This is a genomic window from Paenarthrobacter sp. NyZ202 (assembly GCF_049860755.1).
In the GTDB taxonomy this organism is placed as follows: domain Bacteria; phylum Actinomycetota; class Actinomycetes; order Actinomycetales; family Micrococcaceae; genus Arthrobacter.
The window spans coordinates 1,907,713-1,928,318 of the sequence record NZ_CP187556.1; the positions used below are offsets into that span (position 1 = coordinate 1,907,713).

Annotated in this window: 16 protein-coding genes; 8 read left to right on the top strand and 8 right to left on the bottom strand. The window is 64.5% G+C overall.

All coding sequences use genetic code 11. The features are described from left to right. The first annotated feature begins 28 nt into the window (after positions 1 to 28). From ACPFL9_RS08800 to ACPFL9_RS08835, 8 genes are all read left to right on the top strand, one after another. Positions 29 to 2,005, top strand: a complete 1,977-nt coding sequence (locus ACPFL9_RS08800; protein WP_426007106.1) for an APC family permease — start codon at positions 29 to 31, stop codon at positions 2,003 to 2,005. Further along, entirely contained in the window at positions 2,002 to 3,363 is a 1,362-nt protein-coding gene (locus tag ACPFL9_RS08805; RefSeq protein WP_426007107.1) for a class I SAM-dependent RNA methyltransferase, read from the top strand. The genes ACPFL9_RS08800 and ACPFL9_RS08805 overlap by 4 nt, the downstream gene beginning before the upstream one ends. Before the next feature lie 220 nt (positions 3,364 to 3,583). Further along, on the top strand, positions 3,584 to 6,391 hold the full coding sequence (locus ACPFL9_RS08810) for an aconitate hydratase (RefSeq protein ID WP_426007108.1): 2,808 nt from the start codon (positions 3,584 to 3,586) through the stop codon (positions 6,389 to 6,391). A gap of 172 nt (positions 6,392 to 6,563) precedes the next feature. Beyond that, on the top strand, positions 6,564 to 8,537 hold the full coding sequence (gene dxs / locus ACPFL9_RS08815) for a 1-deoxy-D-xylulose-5-phosphate synthase (protein ID WP_426007109.1): 1,974 nt from the start codon (positions 6,564 to 6,566) through the stop codon (positions 8,535 to 8,537). Beyond that, positions 8,534 to 9,100 (top strand): DUF402 domain-containing protein, encoded by a 567-nt coding sequence (locus ACPFL9_RS08820; RefSeq protein ID WP_426007110.1) that lies wholly within the window; start codon positions 8,534 to 8,536, stop codon positions 9,098 to 9,100. The genes dxs and ACPFL9_RS08820 overlap by 4 nt, the downstream gene beginning before the upstream one ends. Then, positions 9,097 to 9,657 carry a hypothetical protein gene (locus tag ACPFL9_RS08825; protein ID WP_426007111.1) on the top strand — a complete coding sequence of 187 codons (561 nt, stop codon included), beginning with the start codon at positions 9,097 to 9,099 and terminating at the stop codon, positions 9,655 to 9,657. The genes ACPFL9_RS08820 and ACPFL9_RS08825 overlap by 4 nt, the downstream gene beginning before the upstream one ends. A 32-nt stretch (positions 9,658 to 9,689) precedes the next feature. Further along, positions 9,690 to 9,908: a hypothetical protein gene (locus tag ACPFL9_RS08830; protein ID WP_426007112.1), complete on the top strand. Its 219-nt coding sequence runs from the start codon at positions 9,690 to 9,692 to the stop codon at positions 9,906 to 9,908. 59 nt (positions 9,909 to 9,967) lie between these two features. Then, on the top strand, positions 9,968 to 10,945 hold the full coding sequence (locus ACPFL9_RS08835) for an aldo/keto reductase (protein ID WP_426007114.1): 978 nt from the start codon (positions 9,968 to 9,970) through the stop codon (positions 10,943 to 10,945). A gap of 90 nt (positions 10,946 to 11,035) precedes the next feature. Here ACPFL9_RS08835 and ACPFL9_RS08840 read toward each other — a convergent pair whose 3' ends face one another. The 8 genes from ACPFL9_RS08840 to msrB all read right to left on the bottom strand — a co-directional run bounded on the left by ACPFL9_RS08840 (position 11,036) and on the right by msrB (position 20,592). Continuing rightward, positions 11,036 to 13,180 carry a 3-hydroxyacyl-CoA dehydrogenase NAD-binding domain-containing protein gene (locus ACPFL9_RS08840; protein ID WP_426007116.1) on the bottom strand — a complete coding sequence of 715 codons (2,145 nt, stop codon included), beginning with the start codon at positions 13,178 to 13,180 and terminating at the stop codon, positions 11,036 to 11,038. After that, positions 13,177 to 14,442, bottom strand: coding sequence for a thiolase family protein (locus tag ACPFL9_RS08845; RefSeq protein WP_426007118.1), 1,266 nt, complete (start codon positions 14,440 to 14,442; stop codon positions 13,177 to 13,179). Before ACPFL9_RS08845 ends, ACPFL9_RS08840 begins: the two co-directional genes overlap by 4 nt. A gap of 182 nt (positions 14,443 to 14,624) precedes the next feature. Further along, positions 14,625 to 15,968 carry an HRDC domain-containing protein gene (locus ACPFL9_RS08850; protein ID WP_426007120.1) on the bottom strand — a complete coding sequence of 448 codons (1,344 nt, stop codon included), beginning with the start codon at positions 15,966 to 15,968 and terminating at the stop codon, positions 14,625 to 14,627. 59 nt (positions 15,969 to 16,027) lie between these two features. Then, a complete protein-coding gene (locus ACPFL9_RS08855) occupies positions 16,028 to 16,690 on the bottom strand; it encodes a DUF3000 domain-containing protein (RefSeq protein WP_426007122.1) in 663 nt (220 codons plus the stop codon). 60 nt (positions 16,691 to 16,750) lie between these two features. Beyond that, positions 16,751 to 17,863, bottom strand: a complete 1,113-nt coding sequence (locus ACPFL9_RS08860) for a threonine aldolase family protein (RefSeq protein ID WP_426007124.1) — start codon at positions 17,861 to 17,863, stop codon at positions 16,751 to 16,753. A 10-nt stretch (positions 17,864 to 17,873) separates the two neighbouring features. Next, positions 17,874 to 18,602: an SDR family oxidoreductase gene (locus tag ACPFL9_RS08865; RefSeq protein WP_426007126.1), complete on the bottom strand. Its 729-nt coding sequence runs from the start codon at positions 18,600 to 18,602 to the stop codon at positions 17,874 to 17,876. Continuing rightward, positions 18,602 to 19,969 carry a DUF6421 family protein gene (locus ACPFL9_RS08870; protein ID WP_426007128.1) on the bottom strand — a complete coding sequence of 456 codons (1,368 nt, stop codon included), beginning with the start codon at positions 19,967 to 19,969 and terminating at the stop codon, positions 18,602 to 18,604. Before ACPFL9_RS08870 ends, ACPFL9_RS08865 begins: the two co-directional genes overlap by 1 nt. A gap of 182 nt (positions 19,970 to 20,151) precedes the next feature. Further along, a complete protein-coding gene (gene msrB / locus ACPFL9_RS08875) occupies positions 20,152 to 20,592 on the bottom strand; it encodes a peptide-methionine (R)-S-oxide reductase MsrB (RefSeq protein ID WP_426007130.1) in 441 nt (146 codons plus the stop codon). Positions 20,593 to 20,606: the final 14 nt, after the last annotated feature.

Here is a 20,606-nt window from a genome sequence, read left to right on the forward strand (position 1 = left end):
CCCCGGGGATTCAGAGTAGCTTTGCGGAGTGCTGACAATTCTGAATGCCGCCAAGCGGGTTTTGGTGGGCCGGCCGTTCCGGAACGACCGGCTGTCCCATACCCTCCTGCCCAAGCGCATCGCACTGCCGATCTTCGCCTCCGACGCGTTGTCGTCCGTCGCCTATGCTCCGGATGAAATCCTCCTGACGCTCGCGCTGGCCGGGGTCAGCGCCGTGGCCTTCTCTCCGTGGGTCGGTATTGCCGTCATGGTGGTCTTGCTCACAGTGGTGGCCTCTTACCGCCAGAACGTCCACGCGTACCCTTCGGGCGGCGGGGACTATGAGATCGCCAGTGTCAACCTCGGAAAGTACGCCGGCCTGACGGTTGCTTCGGCCCTCCTGGTGGACTACGTGCTGACGGTCGCCGTGTCCATGTCTTCCGCAGCCACCTACCTCACCACCGCTGTGCCTTCCCTCCACGGGCAGCAGGCACTCATTGCCACAATCGGCGTGGTCATCCTGGCACTTGTGAACCTGCGCGGGGTCAAGGAAGCAGGCACGCTCTTCGCTGTCCCCACCTACATTTTCATGGCCTCCATCCTGGGCATGACCGCGGTGGGCATCTACCAGGCGGCCACCGGGCAACTGGGTGAGGCGGCGTCGGCGAACTTCACCATCGTGCCGGAGGAAGGCTTTGACGAAGGGCTGGTGGGCCTGGCCGGAGCGTTCCTCCTGCTCCGCGCGTTCTCGTCGGGCGCCGCCGCGTTGACGGGTGTCGAAGCCATCAGCAACGGCGTGCCGAACTTCCGCAAGCCCAAGAGCAAGAACGCTGCCACCACCTTGCTCCTGCTGGGTGTCATTGCCGCGTCCATGCTGGCCGGCATCCTCTACCTTGCCAATGCCACCAAAGTCCACATTGTGCTTGATCCCGCCACCGAATTCCTGGTGGACGGAAAGCCGCTGCCGGAGGACTACATCCAGAACCCGGCCATCAGCCAGATTGCGGACACCATCTTCGGCGCCGGTTCCATCCCGTTCTACATAGTGGTGGCGGCGACGGGCACCATCCTCGTCTTCGCGTCCAACACCGCTTTCAACGGCTTCCCGGTCCTGGGGTCCATCCTGGCGCAGGACGGGTACCTTCCCCGCCAGTTGCGGACCAGGGGTGACCGGCTGGCCTTCAGCAACGGTGTGCTGGCACTGGCAGCTGGAGCCCTGGTCCTCATCCTGTCCTTCGACGCGGATGTCACCAAGCTGATCCAGCTCTACATCGTCGGCGTCTTCATCTCCTTTACGGCAAGCCAACTCGGAATGATCCGGCACTGGGGAAGGGAACTGAAACTCGCCCGGGAAAAGGCTGCACGCCGCCGGATCATCAAGTCCCGCACCATCAACATGGTGGGCTTCGGCATGACCGCGCTGGTGCTGGTGATCGTGCTCATCACCAAGTTCGAACAGGGCGCCTGGATCGCCCTCCTGGCCATGTTGGTGCTCTTCCTGATCATGTGGAGCATCCGCGCGCACTACGACAACGTGGCCAAGGAGCTCGCCGTGGATGAGGACTCCTCGCCCCGGGCCCTTCCCACCCGCGTCCACGCAGTCCTCCTGGTCTCACACGTCCGCAAACCCGTGCTCCGGGCACTGGCCTATGCGCGGGCCTCCCGTCCATCACGCCTGGATGCCATCACCGTGGACATCAACCCGGAGGAGACGGAGCACACGGTCCGGGACTGGGAGAAGCTGGAAATTCCTGTACCGTTGACGGTTCTGGCCAGCCCTTACCGTGAGACGGTGACGCCCATCATGGAATACATCAAGAACATGCGGCGCGACTCACCCCGCGACCTGATCGTGGTGTACATCCCCGAATACGTCGTGGGCAAGTGGTGGGAGCAGTTGGTCCACAACCAGACAGCACTCCGCATTAAAACGAGGCTCCACTTTGAGCCAGGCGTGATGGTTGCCAGCGTTCCGTGGCAGCTCAAATCGTCCGAAGAAGCAAAGGCACTGCAGGATACACAATGACTTCCAACAGCATTTCCGCCACCGGGCCCGTGGCTCCTGACGCTACGGGCAGCGAACTCGTGGTGGACGTCGGGCCCGTCGCCCACGGCGGCCACTTCGTGGCGCGCCACGAAGGCCGCGTCATCTTCGTCCGGCACGGCATCCCGGGGGAGAAGGTCCGCGTCCGTCTGACGGACGCCGGTGAGTCGTCGCGCTTCTGGCGTGCCGACGTCGTCGAGGTCCTGGAAGCCTCGCCCGACCGCGTACCGCACTTTTGGAAGCCCGCCGATTCACCCGCATCATGGCGCCGGGGCACACCTCCGGTGGGCGGCGCGGAACTCGGACACATCACGCTGGACCGGCAGCGGGCCCTGAAGGCCGAAGTCCTTGCCGAACAGCTGAAACGCCTGGCAGGCCTGGACCTCGCCACCGTCGTGGAACCGGTGGGATCCGACGACGACGGCGGGCTCGGTTGGCGTACGCGCGCGGGCTTTGCGGTGGCGCCGGGCGGGCGGCTCGGGATGCATGCCCACCGCTCCGATGTGGTGGTTCCCATCAAGGAGATGCCGCTTGCCCTTGCAGGTATCAATCACTTGGCCCTCTGGGACGTCAATCTCAGCGGAATTGCCCGCGTGGAAGTAGCAGTCCCCGCCAATGGTTCGCGGCCGTTGATCCTGCTTGCACCGGAAGAAGGGACCACGCCCAAGAGGCTGCACAGTATCCTCTCGCACCTTCCCCACGATGTGTCAGTGGCGAGCTTCGATCCCGGCACAGGCCAGGTGCTGCAGCTGCGGGGGCGGACCTGGGTGCAGGAGACCGCCGCAGGGCATGACTACAGGGTCACCGGTGAAGGGTTCTGGCAGATCCACAAGGATGCACCGGACACCCTGGTCGGGGCGGTGACCGGGTATCTGGCCGGCGGTGGCTACCTGCATCCGGGCTCCTCGGTGGCCGACCTCTACGCCGGTGCCGGGCTGTTCACCGCTCCGCTGGCGGATGCCGTGGGAGTCACCGGCTCGGTGTTGTCGGTGGAGGGTGCTCCCGGCACCAGCCGCGACGCGCGGAAAAACCTCCACGGGCAAGCCCACGTCGAGATCGTCCAGGGGCGGGTGGAGCGCGTGTTGCACCAGCGCCCGCGTGCCTTCGATTCCCTGGTGCTGGATCCGCCGCGAGCCGGTGCGGGCAAGGCCGTGGTGAAGCAGCTGATGGCTTCCGGTCCCCGCGCGATCGCGTATGTGTCGTGCGACCCGGCATCTTTTGCACGTGATCTGGGCTACTTCCACAACGGGGGCTGGCGCCTGGAGTCCCTGCGGGCCTTTGATCTCTACCCGCATACCCACCACCTGGAAACCGTAGGTCTCCTGGTTCCCGGACGTTAGGGGAGAGTGCCCGTCCTGCCCTGCACGCCGCGGACTGCGGGGCAGGAGGCCGAAAAGTGACCGATGCCACTACGATGGGCGTAGTAGTCCCGCTCCGCGATCATGTTGCTGTGTGCCGGGATGACCAACAAAGAGTGCCGCCCGGCTAAGTAAGGTGCGCCTAACTGGCTAGCGGCCAGCCACGCGACAAAGATGAAACTGTTGCGAGAGGAGTCCTGCCATGAGCACTGTGGACAGCTTCGGTTCCAAAGGCGTACTGAATGTAGCCGGCACCGATTATGAAATTTTCCGGTTGAACTCCGTTGAAGGCGCAGACAGCCTTCCGTTCAGCCTCAAGGTATTGCTTGAAAACCTCCTGCGGACCGAAGATGGTGCCAATATTACGGCTGACCACGTCCGCGCCCTGGCCGGTTGGGACCCCAATGCGGAGCCCGATACCGAAATCCAGTTCACCCCGGCACGCGTCATCATGCAGGACTTCACCGGTGTGCCCTGCGTCGTGGACCTTGCCACCATGCGCGAGGCCGTCAAGGAACTCGGCGGCGACCCCAAGCGCGTCAATCCGCTGGCACCTGCCGAAATGGTCATCGACCACTCCGTCCAGATCGACGCCTTCGGCAACGCCGGCGCCCTGGAACGCAACATGGAGATCGAATACCAGCGCAACGGTGAGCGTTACCAGTTCCTGCGCTGGGGCCAGACCGCATTCGACGACTTCAAGGTAGTTCCCCCGGGAACCGGCATCGTCCACCAGGTCAACATCGAATACCTGGCCCGCACCGTCATGACCCGCGAGGTTGACGGTGTGCTGCGCGCCTACCCGGACACCTGTGTTGGTACCGACTCCCACACCACCATGGTCAACGGCCTGGGCGTGCTCGGCTGGGGCGTCGGCGGCATCGAAGCCGAGGCCGCCATGCTCGGCCAGCCGGTCTCCATGCTGATTCCGCGCGTCGTGGGCTTCAAGCTCAGCGGCAGCATCCCTGCCGGTGCCACCGCAACGGACGTCGTGCTGACCATCACTGAAATGCTGCGCAAGCACGGTGTCGTGGGCAAGTTCGTGGAATTCTACGGCGAGGGCGTAGCGGCTGTGCCGCTGGCCAACCGCGCCACCATCGGCAACATGAGCCCCGAGTTCGGCTCCACGGCCGCCATGTTCCCGATCGACGACGTCACCCTTGACTACCTGCGCCTGACCGGCCGTTCCGAAGAGAACCTTGCCCTGGTCGAGGCCTACTCCAAGGAGCAGGGCCTCTGGCACGATCCTTCCCGTGAACTGCGCTTCTCCGAGTTCCTGGAACTGGACCTCTCCACCGTGGTGCCGTCCATTTCCGGTCCGAAGCGTCCCCAGGACCGCATCGAGCTCACCGACGCCAAGGAGCAGTTCCGCAAGGACATCCACAACTACGTCGCCATCGAAGACGGCAGCGTGGACGAGGCCCTCGACGAGTCCTTCCCGGCCTCCGACGCCCCGTCCTTCACGCACGCGGATTCGCACATCACGGAAACCGCCCGTGTTGCGTCGGCAGCCAACGGTTCGCACGGACGTCCGTCCGCGCCGGTCCACGTCAAGACCGCCGATGGCCGCGAGTTCGAACTCGATCACGGCGCGGTGTCCATTGCGTCGATCACCTCGTGCACCAACACGTCCAACCCCTCGGTGATGCTGGCCGCAGCCCTGCTGGCACGCAACGCCGTCAACAAGGGCCTGACGTCCAAGCCGTGGGTCAAGACCTCCGTTGCCCCGGGCTCCAAGGTCGTCACCGACTACTACGAAAAGTCCGGCCTGACCCCGTACCTGGAGAAGCTCGGCTTCTACATCGTCGGCTATGGCTGTGCAACGTGTATCGGCAACTCCGGTCCGCTGGAGCAGGAGATCTCCGAGGCCATCCAGGCCAACGACCTCTCCGTCACCGCCGTGCTTTCGGGCAACCGCAACTTTGAAGGCCGCATCAACCCGGACGTCAAGATGAACTACCTGGCATCCCCGCCGTTGGTCATCGCCTACGCCCTGGCCGGTTCCATGGACTTCGACTTCGACACCGATGCCCTGGGCACCGACTCCGAGGGCAACGAGGTCTTCCTCAAGGACATCTGGCCCAACCCCACCGAGGTCCAGGAAGTCATCGACTCCTCGATTGACGAAGGAATGTTCGCCAAGGGCTACGAAGGCGTCTTTGACGGCGACGAGCGCTGGCAGGCACTGGACACCCCGGCCGGCGACACCTTCGCATGGGACCAGGACTCCACCTACGTCCGGAAGCCGCCATACTTCGAGGGCATGAAGGCCCAGCCGGATCCCGTCAAGGACATCCAGGGCGCACGCGTGCTCCTCAAGCTGGGCGATTCCGTGACCACGGACCACATCTCACCGGCAGGCTCGTTCAAGTCGGACACCCCGGCCGGCCAGTACCTGCTGGCCAACGGCGTGGAGCGCAAGGACTTCAACTCCTACGGCTCGCGCCGCGGCAACCACGAAGTCATGATCCGCGGTACGTTCGCCAACATCCGTATCAAGAACCAGCTCCTGGACGGCGTTGAGGGTGGCTTCACCCGCGACTTCACCCAGGAAGGCGGACCCCAGGCCTACGTTTACGACGCAGCCCAGAACTACCAGGCTGCCGGAACCCCGTTGGTCGTCCTGGCGGGCAAGGAATACGGCTCCGGTTCTTCGCGTGACTGGGCTGCCAAGGGCACCGCACTCCTGGGCGTCAAGGCCGTCATCGCCGAAAGCTACGAGCGCATCCACCGCTCCAACCTGATCGGCATGGGCGTCCTTCCGCTGCAGTTCCCGGCGGGCGAATCGGCAGCTACCCTCGGCCTGACCGGCACGGAGACCTTCTCCGTGGAGGGCGTCACCGAGCTGAACAACGGCACCACGCCCAAGACCCTGAAGGTCACGGCAACTGCCGAGGACGGAACGGCCAAGTCCTTCGACGCCGTTCTGCGCATCGATACCCCGGGTGAAGCGGACTACTACCGCAACGGTGGCATCCTGCAGTACGTCCTGCGTCAGATCTCCGCCTAAGGGGACCTGGCTCCCTGGATGAGCTGAAGGTGGCCTGAGACCACCCCTGCAGCCCCGGCTGGTCACACGACCGGCCGGGGCTGCACGCTTTCACGGCCACGTCGCCCCGGAAACGCGCGCCCGGCCAACGCGCTAAAGTTAACAAGCACGTCCACCACCGTAAGGAGCGCCGTTGGGACTCTTGGAAACCATCAAGGATCCACAGGACCTGGCCACACTGACTGACGAACAGTTGGAAACACTGGCCGGGGAAATCAGGAACTTCCTGATCACCAACGTGGCCGCCACGGGTGGACACCTTGGGCCCAACCTCGGCGTCGTGGAACTTACCCTTGCCGTGCACAGGATCTTTGACTCGCCCCGCGACAGTGTCGTCTTCGATACCGGGCACCAGTCCTACGTCCACAAGCTCCTGACAGGGCGCCAGGACTTCGCGACGCTGCGCCAGCAGGGCGGCCTCTCCGGTTACCCTGACCGTGGCGAGTCCGTCCACGACATCGTGGAGAGTTCCCACGCATCGTCGTCACTGTCGTGGGCTGACGGGATCTCCCGGGCCAGGCAGCTCACCGGCGAAGGCGACCGCTTCGTCGTCGCGGTTGTCGGCGACGGCGCCCTCACCGGCGGCATGACCTGGGAAGCGATCAACAACATCGCAGCGGACAAGAAGCGCCGTGTGGTGATCGTGGTCAACGACAACGGCCGTTCCTACGCCCCTACCGTGGGAGGCCTTGCAGACTATCTTGCGTCCCTGCGTCCCACCATTGATTCCCTCCGGACCGCACCAGCGTATGAGGGCATGCTCGACTGGTGGAAGAAGAAGCTCCAGAACGGCGGTCCCGCGGGCCAATTCACCTACAAGAGCCTTCACGCCATGAAGAAGGGCATCAAGGACTGGTGGGCGCCCCAAGGCATGTTCGAAGACCTGGGCATGAAGTACATCGGCCCCGTGGACGGGCATAACCTGCAGGCCATGGAACACGCCCTGAGTACCGCCAAGGCCTACGGCGGCCCCGTGATCGTGCATGCCATGACGGAGAAGGGTCACGGTTACGCACCCGCGCTGGCCAACGAAGCCGACCAGTTCCATGCCGTGGGAATCATCGATCCGGAAACCGGCGAGCCCACGGAAATGCCCGGAGCCCGCTCCTGGACGTCTGTCTTTGCCGAGGAAATCGCCGACATCGCCGATGAACGGACCGACATCGTGGGGATCACCGGCGCCATGTTGATTCCTGTCGGCCTCCACAAATTCGCCGAACGCCACCCCGAACGGGTTATTGACGTCGGCATCGCCGAGCAGCATGCGCTCACCTCGGCAGCGGGCATGGCCTACGGCGGCCTGCATCCGGTGGTCGCGGTCTATGCGACGTTCCTCAACCGCGCCTTCGACCAGCTCCTCATGGACGTTGCCCTGCACAAGGCGGGCGTCACCATTGTTCTCGACCGGGCCGGTGTTACGGGTCCGGACGGTCCCAGCCACCATGGCATGTGGGATATGGCCATGGTCCAGATCGTTCCCGGCCTGCACCTGGCTGCGCCCCGTGACGCCACGCGCCTGCGGGAGGAACTGCGGGAGGCTGTCGCCATCAACGATGCCCCCACCGTGGTCCGGTTCTCCAAGGGCAGTGTCGGTACCGAGATTGAAGCCCTCGAACGCCTCCACGACGGCGTGGATGTCCTGGCGCGCCGTCCGGAAGGTTCCACCGAGAATGATGTCCTGATCGTCAGCGTGGGCGCCATGTCCGAGCTGGCGCTGGACGTCGCGGACAGGCTCGGCGCCCAGGGGATCAGTTCCACCGTGGTGGATCCGCGCTGGGTCCTGCCCGTCAGGAAATCCATTGTTGCGCTGGCCGCACGGCATCGCCTGGTGATCTGCATCGAGGATGGCGTCCGGGCCGGCGGCGTCGGGTCCCGCATCCGCCAGGAAATGCGGGCTGCAGGTGTGGACACCGCCCTCAACGAAGTCGGTTTGCCGGTTGAGTTCCTCGTCCATGGCTCCCGGAGCCAGGTTCTGGAGCGCGTAGGGCTGACAGCCCAGAAGATTGCACACGACGTCGTAGCCCAGGTTTTGGGAACGAAGGTGCCCTTTGCCAGGCCCCTCCCCGGGCAGGAGCATCCCACTACCGGCAGTCTGCCCACGTTGTGACGGCCGACCGCGCACCGGGCATTCTGCAGCCCGGCGACCTTGTGGTGGCCCGGAACCGGAAGTGGGATGGCAGGGCGCACTGGGTAGTCCCCGGGCGCTACCTTGGTGAGGATATCCACGGTTGGTGGATCTTCCAGGGCGCAGGAGAGTTCTGTTCCCGTCCGGGTGCCGCTTTTTATACGGCGTCGGACTGCGTCCTGCTGGTACCCCGGCAGGGGGAGTTCGTGGCCACGTTCTACGATGACTCCTACCCGGGCGACTACCGGATCTACGTAGACCTCGCCACGGCACATGGCTGGAACAGCGTCCGTCCAGGAGTCACGGAGTTCCACATGATTGACATGGACCTGGACGTCATCCGTTCCACAACCCACGGCGTATTTGTTGACGACGAAGACGAATTTGAAGAGCACTCCCCCACCATGGCGTATCCGGACGATATGGTGCGCAGCATGCGGGCAGAGTGTGCCGGCCTCCTGGACGCTGTCCAGGCCAAGGCAGCGCCCTTTGACGTTTCCGGGACCAGCACCAGCGCCGAATGGCTGAGGAAAGGACGGACATGAGCGGGATCATCCGTATGTACAAACGGAATGGGGAGGGGGTCCTCCACTTCCGGGAAGCCTGGTTCGACGACGCAGACCAGCATTTCGTCATCAATTACGGCGTAGTGGGGCACCAAAGCACCACTGACGCCGCTGCCGTGGAGGAAGGCACCTCTGCCGAGGGCCTCCTTGCTGCCTTCGAAGCCCAGTGCGAGGAAGACGGCTACACGGTCATTCCAGAATCCGAACAGTTCAGGGTGGTCGCCCAGTTCGCGCTGAAGAGCAAGGACGGCACGGAACGGGACCGGCACTTGGAACAGAAGGCCAAGGAGGTCATCACAGCGGAGCTTGCGTGGCGCGGACTGGGTGTCGTGGAGGGTTCCGGCATGGGGAACTCACGCTTGAATATCTTCTGTCTGTGCCCGGACGTGAACAAGGCCGTCAACGCGATCAAGGTCTGTGCGCGCGCTGAGGACCTGGACTTTACCAAGCTCACGATCGCTGCTGCCCCGGCGTCCGATCCGGACGCCTTCAAGGTCAAACACTCGCCCCGGCAGGGTGGGGGCTTTACTCTCTAAGTACCACCTTACGCAGCCAGGAGGGAACTGCCATGTCTTCCAAGAGCAATTGGCCCGGGCACACACCGCTTCCCAAGGGACTCGCCGCGCCGGCCAGACGCGCCCTCGCACACGAAGGAATAGAGACTCTGGAGCAGTTGGCCGAGTTCGGTGAGCTCAAGGCATCCAGGCTTCACGGACTGGGGCCGGTGGCCATAGCGCAGCTGGAGGACGCCATGGAAGAGTCCGGGATTTCCTACCTGCCCAGGTGAGGCCGCAGTTCGTTGCCCTGGGTGACTATCGACCGTTGAGTGCGCTGTAGGCTGGCTGCATGACTGAATATCGACGCCTTGGCCACTCAGGCCTCACGGTCTCAGCTGTCGGGCTGGGCTGCAACAACCTTGGCCGGGCCAACACGCCGACCGAAACCCAGGAGGCAACCGATGCCGTGGTCCATGCCGCGATCGATGCCGGTGTGACCTTCTTCGATGTCGCCGATGTCTATGGCCGTGAGCCTGGGCTGAGCGAGATCATGCTGGGCAAGGCGCTTCATGGCAGGCGCGATGACGTGGTGATCGGTACGAAGTTCGGTATGGATATGCATGGTGCCAACGGCAAGGATTTTGGGGCGCGCGGCTCCCGCCGTTACATCATCCAATCCGTGGAAGCGTCGCTGCGCCGCCTGGACACCGAATGGATTGATCTCTACCAGTTCCACACCCCGGACCCCCTGACGCCGATCGATGAGACCCTGGCGGCCCTCGACGACCTGGTGCGCAGCGGAAAAGTCCGGTACATCGGACACTCGAATTTTGCAGGATGGCAGATCGCGGAAGCGGAGTACGTGGCCAGGCAGTTGGGTGGTGCGCGGTTCGTCTCGACCCAGAACCACTACAACCTGCTGGACCGCCGGGCCGAACTCGAAGTGATTCCGGCTGCCGGGGCGTTCTCCCTGGGCGTGCTGCCGTACTTCCCCCTGGCCAATGGCCTCCTCACGGGCAAGTATTCCGCGGGCCATGCTCCGGAAGGCACTCGGTTGAGCCATACACGCACCCATCTGGTGGATGATGCCGACTGGGCGCAGTTGGGCAAGTTCGGACAGTTCGCCAAGGAACGCGGCATCACGGAACTGCAGTTGGCGTTCTCCTGGCTTGCCGCCCAGCCGGGCGTCAGCAGTGTCATTGCCGGGGCAACGAGTCCCGGGCAGATCCGGGAGAACGCAGAAGCTGTGTGCTGGGTTCCCACCCAGGCCGACCGCGATGAACTGGACGGGATCTTCCCGAAGGCGGCCAAGGTCGCCCTATTCTAGTTTCCTTCTCCACCAGGCACCAGGCACCAGCCACCAGCCACAGGGCACGACGGCCCGTGCGCGGACTTCCTTCGCGCACGGGCCTCTCGCTTACTGTGGTGCCGAAGCAACACCCGGGGCCAGGAAGCGCTTGCCGTTGACGCGCTCGGAGGCGCCTGCCCGGTCCAGGTACGGCGTGATGCCGCCCAGGAACATGGGCCAGCCGGCGCCCATGATCATGCACAGGTCGATGTCTTCAGGGCCGGCTACAACACCCTCGCTGAGCATCAGCCCAATTTCCTCGGCCAAAGCATCCTGCGTGCGTCGCAGGACTTCCTCCGCGGTGGACGGGGTGTCGCCAAAGGACATGATGGACAAGGTCTCCGCAGGGATGGTCTGCTGCCCGTCAGGACCGGGAGCCCAGAGTGACTGCACACCGTTGTCGATCAATTTTTGCAGGTTGCTGGACACCGGGAACCGGTCGCCGAAGGCTTGGTGCAGGGATTCCTGGACATGCTGGGCCACCGGCAGGCCGACCATCGCACTCAAGGTGAAGGGCGACATCGGCAGGCCCATGGGACGCAGGGCATTGTCCGCCACCTCAGCGGGGGTCCCTTCGTCGAAGGCCGCAATGACTTCGCCCATGAGTCGCAGCAGGATCCTGTTGACCACGAACGCGGCAGCATCCTTGACCAGGACCGCGGTTTTCTTGAGGCTCCTGGCGAGCTCAAAGGCCGTGGCCAGCACGGCATCGTCGGTTCCGGGGGCACGGACGATTTCCAGCAGGGGCATGACTGCCACAGGGTTGAAGAAGTGGAAGCCCACGAGTCGTTCCGGATGGCGCAGGTCTTCGGCCATGGCAGTCACGGAGAGGGACGAGGTATTGGTGGCGAGGATGCATTCGGCAGAGACGATGGCTTCCAGTTCCGCGAAGACCTGCTTTTTGACGTTGAGTTCTTCGAAGACCGCCTCAATGACAAAGTCGGCATCCGAGAAGGGCTCCTTGCTGACCGAGCCGGTCACCAGGGCCTTGGTCCTGTTGGCGGCGTCGGGAGTGATGCGCTTTTTGGCCAGCAGCTTATCCACCTCGGCGTGAACGTAGCCAACACCCTTGTCCACCCTGGTTTGGTCGATGTCCGTCATGACCACAGGCACCTTGAGTTGGCGGGCAAACAAGAGTGCGAGTTGGCTGGCCATCAGTCCCGCGCCAACGACGCCCACCTTGGTGACGGGCCTGGCCAACGTGCGGTCAGGCGCGCCGGCCGGGCGCTTTGAACGTTTTTGGACAAGGTCCAGGAACGCATAGACCGTCGACCGGAACTCGTCCGTCTGCATCAGCACTGCCAGTGTTTCGCATTCGAGGGCTGCGGCTTCGGCCTGACCCATGGTGCGGTTGGCTTCCATGACGTCCAGGACCTTTCCGGGCGCTGGTGCGGCGTTGGCGGTTTTGCTTTCCACGAAGGCACGGCCCGCGGAAACGGCTGAGGCCCATTCGACCGCCACGGTGTCGTCCAACGGGTCAACGGCGTTCCTGCGTTCAGGGCGGGTCTTGCCCGTGATGACGTCCGCCGCCCAGGCCAGCGACTGTTCCAGGAAGTCGGCCGGTTCAAACAGGGCGTCTGCCATGCCGAGTTCAAACGCCTGGGGACCGGTGAGGGTGCGGTTGTTGCTGAGGGGGTTCTCGATCATCACCTTCACGGCGTTCGCGGGACCGATCAGGCGGGGAAGGATATAGACGCCGCCCCAGCCCGGAATGAGCCCCAGGAACGCCTCAGGCAGGGCCAGGGCACCGGCACCTGTGGAGACTGTCCGGTAGGTGGACTGCAATGCGATCTCCAGGCCCCCTCCCAGCGCGAGTCCGTTGATGAACGCGAAACTCGGGACACCGAGGTTGGCCAGCGTGGCGTAGACGGAATGGCCCAGCTGGGCCATCCACAGTCCATGCGTGCGTTCCTTCAGCGTCTTGACTGCGGACAGGTCGGCGCCTGCCACGAGGAAGTACGGCTTGCCGGTGACACCGACACCGACGATCTCTCCGCGTGCCGCCCTTTCCTTCAGTCCGTCAAGGACAGTACCCAGTTCCACCAGGGTGTTGGGTCCCAGCGTGGTGGGTTTGGTGTGGTCAAGCCCGTTGTCGAGGGTTATCAAGGCGAAGGTTCCGGCGCCGCCCGGGAGCTCGACGTCCTGCACGAGCGAGTGGGTCACCACTTCGTCCGGAAAGAGGGAGGCCAGGTGGTGGAAGTCGTTGGCGCTCATGCTGCGGCTCCTTCAGTGGTTTGGTCGGCGGAGGCATCTGCAGCCCCATAGTCCGGGTGGTGGGGGTTTTCCCAGACCACGGTGGCGCCCATGCCCAGCCCGATACACATGGTGGTGATGCCGTACCTGGCGGTTGGGTCTTCTTGGAACTGGCGGGCCAGTTGCGTCATCAGCCTCACGCCGGAGGAGGCAAGAGGATGTCCGACGGCGATCGCCCCGCCATAGCGGTTGACGCGGGGATCGTCGTCCCGAATGCCGAAGTGGTCCAGGAAGCCAAGTACCTGGACGGCGAAGGCCTCGTTGATTTCAAAGAGATCGATGTCGTCGATGGTCAGTCCGGCCTGCTTGAGGGCCTTTTCGGTGGCGGGCACCGGGCCGATGCCCATGACCTCAGGTTCCACGCCGGCAAAAGCGTAGGACACCAGGCGCATCCGGACCGGCAGGCCCAACTCGGCCGCTGCATCGGCCGATGCCAGGACGGCAGCGGTGGCGCCGTCGTTCAGGCCTGCGGCGTTTCCGGCGGTGACCCGGCCGTGGGCCCTGAAGGGCGTGCGGAGGCCGGCCAGATCTTCAACGGTGGTGCCGGGGCGGGGAGGCTCGTCGACGCTGTGCACTGTCCATCCCTGGCCAGGCTTGCGTGCGGCCACGGGCACCAGGTCCTGTTGGATTTGTCCACGCGAATAGGCTGCCGCGAGCTTGGCCTGCGACGAAGCTGCGTAGGCGTCGGCGCGGTCCTTGGTGATGGCGGGGAAGCGGTCATGGAGGTTTTCGGCCGTGTTCCCCATATTCAGGGCGGCCGGATCCACCAGCCGTTCGGACATGAAGCGGGGGTTGGGGTCGGCGCCGTCGCCCATGGGATGGTTGCCCATGTGTTCCACGCCCCCGGCGATAACCACATCGTAGGCGCCGAAGCCGATGCCGCTCGCCGTCGTCGTTACTGCTGTCATGGCACCGGCGCACATGCGGTCGATCGCGAAGCCGGGCACCGAGCGGGGGAGCCCGGCCAGAAGTGCGGCGGTACGCCCGATGGTGAGGCCCTGGTCGCCGGTCTGGGTGGTGGCGGCTATGGCGACGTCGTCGATGCGGTCGGCGGGGAGCGACGGGTTGCGCCGCATCAGTTCCCGGATGCACTTGACCACGAGGTCGTCGGCCCGGGTTCCGGCGTAGATGCCCTTTTCACCGGCTTTGCCGAAGGGGGTACGGACGCCATCGACGAACACGACGTCGCGGATGGTCCGCTGGGCGCTGCGTGAGGGACTCATGTGCTACTCCTCGTTGAGACATGGTGCCGGTGTCCCAGGGGAACACCGGCTGGCATTGCTGCTATGTTACTCACGGGTAACTTTGAGTTGCAAGCGCCCGGATCGTCCGCGGCGCCGCCGGATGTCCTCGTGACGCAAAAGCCCGCCACCTGAAGCATTGCTTCGGGTGGCGGGCCTGGCATTTATTTGCCTTCCGCGGACCCCTGGTCCTCTTTGGCTTTGGATTCCTTGGGTGGAAGTGGCTGCGGGTTGAGGCAGGCTTCCACCAGGAGTGGAGCGGCAAAGGCAATCTGCCATTCCCTGGCGCCGAGTTCCCTGAGTTCGGCGGAGATGGACTCCAGCGAGATCTCCGCGGGTGGGCGCCACATGACCCGGCGAAGATAGTCGGGCGTCAGAAGGTTTTCGACCGGGAGTTTGAGCTCGTCGGCTTTCTCCTGCAACGCAGGGCGTGCGGTAGCCAACCGGGCAGCGGCCTCGGGATCGCGGTCCACCCAGACCCGCGGTGGGGGAGGTGCGTTGGTAGGCAGGTGGAGGGGCGGAAGCTCCGTCAGCGTCCGTGCTGCGGTGATGCACCGTACCCACCTGGGCGCTTCCCGCTGGGCGGAGCGGCCATGGAAGCCCTTGGTGGCCAGGAGCTGTGGAACGGTCGTGGGAAGGGCCTTGGCTGCAGCTACGAGTGCCGAGTCAGGAATCAGGCGCCCGGGCGCGACGTCCCGCTTCCGGGCGAGCTGGTCCCGCTCAAGCCACAGCTCCCGGACTGCGGCCAATTGGCGGCGGTCGCGGATCTGGTGCAGGCCGGAGGTCTTGCGCCAGGGATCCACCCGGGGCGGTGCTATTCCGGCAGCAAGGATTCCGGCGAACTCCTGCTCGGCGAATTCGAGCTTGCCGTCCGCTTCAAGCAACTCAATCAGCTCTTCACGGAGTTCGGCGAGAACCTCGACGTCGAGCGCGGCGTAGCGCAGCCATGGTTCCGGCAAGGGCCTGGTTGACCAGTCCGCGGCCGAGTGTTCCTTGGCCAGTCCAAAGCCAAGGAGCTGTTCGATGACGGCGGCAAGGCCCACCCGGGGGAGGCCGGCGAGGCGGGCCGCGAGTTCGGTGTCGAACAGCTTGTCAGGCCACATACCAAGCTCGGACAAGCAGGGCAGGTCCTGGGTTGCGGCGTGGAGGATCCATTCAACACCGCGAAGGGCATCCTGGATGATGTTCAGGTTTTCGAAGGGTTCGGGGTCGATCAGCCAAGTGCCGGCGCCTTCGCGGCGGATCTGCACCAGGAACGCGCGCTGTCCGTAGCGGAAGCCGGATGCCCGCTCCGCATCCACGCCGGCCGGGCCTGTGCCCGCGGCGATGGCTGCGGCGCAGCGTTCAAGGCCAGTGAGGGTATCGATCACCAAGGGCACGCCCTCGCGGGGCGTATCGAGATCAATGACGGCAGGGACGGGGCTGTCGAAGCCCTCCACGTTGATGTGTTGATCGGGATCAGCAACCGGATCGCCGGCTGTGGTTTTTTCCAGGTTTTCAGGGGTCATGGTGGCTTAAGCTTACCGAGGTCCGCTGGAGGGGTTGGAGCGGGGCGTATTGGATGACTTCACGTGAGCCTCCTGTTCGGCAGTCCCGTAACCCCCGGCGGCAGGGGTGGCAGCCCGGCGAACGTGCAGACCATGTCCGACCACGCTTCGAGGTGGGCCTGGATATCGGCAGTGGCAGGGGTCCACGACGCGCGCAGTTCGATGTCGATGGTGTCGGGGCGTTCGGACAGCGTGCCGAAGCTTTCAGAAAGGACCCTCGTGGCTGTTCCGCCGGCGGCGCGATAGACGGCCGCGTGGTTCTCCAGCGCCTCCACGAGCCAGGTCCAGGCTACGGAACCGAGCATTTCATCGTTGCCCATCTCGGCGTCCATTTGGGCGCGGATGTAGGTGACGATCCTGAATTCCCCTTCCCAGACTGCGGATCCTTCCGGGTCATGGAGCAGGATGAAGCGCCCGGTGGCGAGTTCGTCGTCGTCGTCCTGGTCGCCGGGAGCCGGGGCGTGGCTCTTGGCGAAGGCCTTCGCAGCGGGGCCGTGTACCGGTACCTGGCGTGTTGAAGCCGTAGGGCGGAAGACTTCGGCGCCGAGGGCCACTGCATAGGGTGCGAGCCGGGCCGGGGCGGGTATTTCGTCGAGCCGCAGTTCACTGCGGCATTGTGCTTTTCGTAGTGTCCCCAAGGCGTACAGGAAATCCGCGGGGACCTGGGCGAGGTCGTTCACCATCGCAGATTATTCTTCCGGGGCGGCGATTGTGTGCAGGCTCGCCGCCCCGGAAGCCACCCGTTATGTGGTGGCAAGCTCCCGCTTGATGGCGGAAACGAAAGCGTCAATGTCCTCTTCGGTGGTGTCGAAGGAACACATCCACCGCACTTCGCCGCGGGCGGCGTCCCAGTCATAGAACGCGAAGCTGGACCGGAGCCGGTCAGCCACGCCGGCCGGAAGGATGGCGAAGACGCCGTTGGACTGCGTTTCCTGGGTGGGCTGGACGCCGTCGATCTGCTCCACGGCGCGGCGGAGGCGCGTCGCCATGGCATTGGCATGGGTGGCGGACCGGAGCCACAGTCCGTCCTCCAGCAGCGCGATGAACTGGGCCGAAATGAAGCGCATCTTCGATGCCAGCTGCATGTTCATTTTGCGGAGGTACTTCAGTCCGTCGGCGGCTTCCGGGTTGAGGGCGACCACCACCTCGCCGAAGAGCAGTCCGTTCTTGGTCCCGCCGAAGGACAGGATGTCCACGCCGGCGTCCCGGGTGAAGGCCCTGAGGGGAACACCGAGGTGGGCGGCGGCATTGGCCAGGCGGGCGCCGTCCATGTGCAGCTTCATGCCCTTGGCATGGGCGTGGTCGGCGATGGCGCGCACCTCTGAAGGGGTGTAGCAGGTTCCCAGTTCCGTGGTCTGGGTAATGGAGACCACCAACGGTTGGGCGCGGTGTTCATCGCCCCATCCCCAGGCTTCACGGTCGATGAGCCCGGGCGTCAGCTTGCCGTCTTCAGTGGGAACCTGGAGGAGCTTGATGCCGCCGACGCGTTCCGGTGCGCCGTTTTCGTCCATGTTGATGTGGGCCGTCGACGCGCAAATGACCGCACCCCAGCGGGGGAGGAGGGCCTGCAGGGACAGCACGTTGGCACCGGTGCCGTTGAAGACGGGGAAGCACTCTATGCCGGAACCGAACTGCTGCTCCAGGATCTCCTGGAGGCGGGCCGTGTACACGTCCTCCCCGTAGGAAACCTGGTGACCGCCGTTTGCGGTGGCCAGGGCGGACAGGATCTCGGGATGTACGCCCGAGTAGTTGTCCGATGCGAAGCCGCGGACCGCTGGATCGTGGAGCGGGCCCCGGCCCTGGGCGGTATCGGCAGTGTGGATGGCCTCGGTTGTTGTGGTCACTTGTTCATTCACGCTTTCAAGTCTATTTGGCCAGCAGGATGCGGCGGCCGTTGAGGTTTGCGGCCGGTTGGTCGAAAAGCCCGACGGCGGCCGCGGCCAGTTCCTCGACGTCGGTGGAGCCGGGGAACCGGCGTTCAGGCTGCCTCCGGCGCATGCCGGCGTCAACCAGCGAGGAGACCACGAAGACGACGGCCGCGCTGTGCTGGGGAGTTGGGCTTTCCTTGTTGCCGGCCTGTTCCCGCCGGAATCCGTCGGCGACGGCCATTGTCCAGGCTTCCGCCGCCGCTTTGGCGGCAGCGTAGTTCGCTGAGTCGGCCGCGGGAGCCTCAACGCTCGTGGAGGATACGACGGCGAGGCGACCCTGCGGTGAATCGGCAAGTTGGCGGTAGAACACCCGGGAAACGTTGCGCAGTGTCGTCACCGCGCCCTGAACCAGCGCGTCCCAGTCGTCGTCGGACTGTTCCTCGATTCCCGGAGCTCCCCGCCAGCCGCCGACGAGGTGGATGACTCCGTCCACCCGTTCCACCCCCAGGCCACGGACGGTCCCGGCAAGTTCCCGGACGGCGTCCGGATCCGCGAGGTCGCAAACCAGTGGCGTAACGCCGTATCCGGCCTCGTCCGCTGCCGCCTTGATCCTCACGTCATCGGAACCAACCGTGAACACCCTGTGACCGGCGGCCCCCAAAGCCCGCGCCGTGGCGATACCCGAGGCGCTGCTGCCGCCGGTCACAAGGACATTCAAAGGCATCATCAGGCGGCCGCCGCTCCCGTAATGCCGGTGGTGGATTCAATCACGGGACGCATTTTCTTCTCCAGGGCTTCGTAGAACATGGACAGGGGGAATTCGTCGTCAAGAACCTGGTCCGTGAGCCCGCGCGGAGCACCGTCGAGCGGCAGAGCGTCCGGGCCCTTGGCCCATACAGAGGCAGGGTGGGGAGTCACGGTGCCGGAGATGAGTTCATAGGCCGCAAGCCAGTGGGCTGTCTTGGGGCGGTCAATGGAGCGCCAGTAGAGCTCTTCGATGCGGGCACCGAGTTCCACTACGACGTCTGCGGCCTCATCCCAGTCGATGCTGAGCTTGCTGTCCGTCCAGTGCAGGACATGGTGCTGGTGCATCCAGGCGAACAGCAGCTGCCCGCCCAGGCCATCGTAGTTCCGGACCCGGCTGCCGGTGATGGCAAAGCGGAAGATGCGGTCGAAGATCACTGCGTACTGGACCAGCTTTGCATGCTTGCGGGCATCGGGATCGGCCTCTTCGTCCTTCTCGATCCGCACGGATTCGCGGAAGGCGGTGAGGTCGCACCGCAGCTCTTCCAGGGAGTAAAGGAAGTAGGGCATGCGCTGCTTGATCATGAAGGGATCGAACGGCAGGTCGCCGCGCATGTGCGTGCGGTCGTGGATCAGGTCCCACATGACAAACGTACGCTGCGTCAGTTCCTGGTCCTGGAGGAGCTCGGCAGCATCAGCCGGCAGTTCAAGGGAGGTGGTGGATGCGGCAGCGTCCAGCACGCGGCGGAACCGTGCGGCTTCACGGTCGGCGAAAATGGCGCCCCAGGTGAAGGACGGGGTTTCGCGCACGGCGACGGTTTCCGGGAACAGCACAGCGGAGTTGGTGTCGTAGCCCGGGGTGAAATCCACGAAACGGATGGGCACAAACAGCTTGTTGGAGTAGGCCCCGGCTTCCAGGCCACCGATGAACTCAGGCCAGATGACCTCGGTCAGGACAGCTTCGACCAGGCGCTTGCTGCTGCCGTTCTGGGTGTACATGGGGAAGACCACCAGGTGCTGGAGGCCATCCACGCGCTGCTCCTGGGGCTGGAAAGCCTGGAGGGAGTCGAGGAAGTCGGGGACGCCAAAGCCATTCTGCTCCCAGCGTGCGAAGTCCGCCACCAAAAGTTCCAGGTAACGGGCATCGTGCGGGAAGGAGGGTGCCAGCGCCGTGATGGAATCACAGATGGTGGCCACCAGTACGGAAGCTTCAGTGTGCAGAGCGTGGTCGGCCACGGAGCCGTCCTGCTCCTGGTGCGCCTGGAGGGCGGTGGCTGCTGCTTTGAGTGCTGACCAGTCGGCGTTGTCTGCGGTGACACGCGGGAAGGCAGCGGTGGTGGTGATGGTCATGTGCTCGTCCTTTCAGAAGGTCTTTCACCTCTGAGGTGAGCGTAGCAACGGAAGAAGCATCGCTAATTCAAAACCTAGGTGAGCATAAGCAACTCTTGGGGAAAGTGCTCGTAGTACCACCTTAAGCTCCAGCACCCGGCACGATCCGGGTGGGCAACCCCTCAAGGCTGCCCACCACTGGATCAGTCCGCGCTCTTATCCACCAAGCGGAGGGAGATGGAGTTGATGCAATAGCGCTGGTCCGTGGGCGTGTCATACCCCTCGCCTTCAAAGACATGCCCCAGATGGGAGTCGCAGTTGCCGCAGCGCACCTCCACACGGTCCATGCCCAGCGTGCGGTCGTGCAGGTAGCGCACCTTGCCCTCGGCAAGGGGAGCCCAGAATGAAGGCCACCCGCAGTGCGAATCAAACTTTTCCTGGCTGGTGAACAATTCGCTGCCACAGGCACGGCACTGGTAGACGCCTTCGGTATGGGTGTCCCAGTACTCGCCCGTGTACGGCCGTTCGGTACCGGCCTGGCGCAAAACCCGGTACTCGTCGGGCGTCAGCTCCTCGCGCCACTGGGCATCGGACTTCACGACGGAAAGGCTGGACGTGCTGCTGGTGTTGTCAGGAATGCTCATGACTACTGCAACGC